1 protein-coding gene is annotated in these 452 nt (G+C 63.1%); it reads right to left on the bottom strand.

Going from position 1 to position 452, the window contains the following annotated elements; all coding sequences use genetic code 11:
* Positions 1 to 452: Ig-like domain-containing protein (locus tag AC1DH9_RS30960; RefSeq protein ID WP_477809563.1), on the bottom strand; the 452-nt coding region annotated here is incomplete at both ends.

Raw genomic sequence — 452 nt, 5'->3', positions numbered from 1 at the left:
TCGTTGGCCAGYACGTYGATGCTCAGGGTCTGGTTTTCCGTGCCGGCGGCCGTATCGGCCACCGCCACCGGCGCGTCGTTGGTGCCGGTGATSGTCACRTCCACCGTGGAGCTTGAGAGCGCTCCGTACTGGTCCTGCATCTGGTAAKTGAGCGTCACGTGCTCGACCGCACCCTGCGCCAGATGGTCGAAATCACTTCCCGGGGTGAACAACAATTGGTTGCCGACCACGCTGGCACTACCTTGGCCGATTGGCGCGCTGGCGCTGACCAAGGTGAATGCATGGCCGTCATCGACGTCGGTATCGTTGGCCAGCACGTCGATGGTCAGGGTCTGGTTTTCCGTGCCGGCGGCCGTATCGGCCACCGCCACCGGCGCGTCGTTGGTGCCGGTGATGGTCACATCCACCGTGGAGCTTGAGAGCGCTCCGTACTGGTCCTGCATCTGGTAATT

It is taken from the genome of Pseudomonas sp. 05T35 (assembly GCF_056396605.1).
Note: the sequence above shows the minus strand (reverse complement) of the source record. Positions and strands in the feature narration are given on the sequence as shown.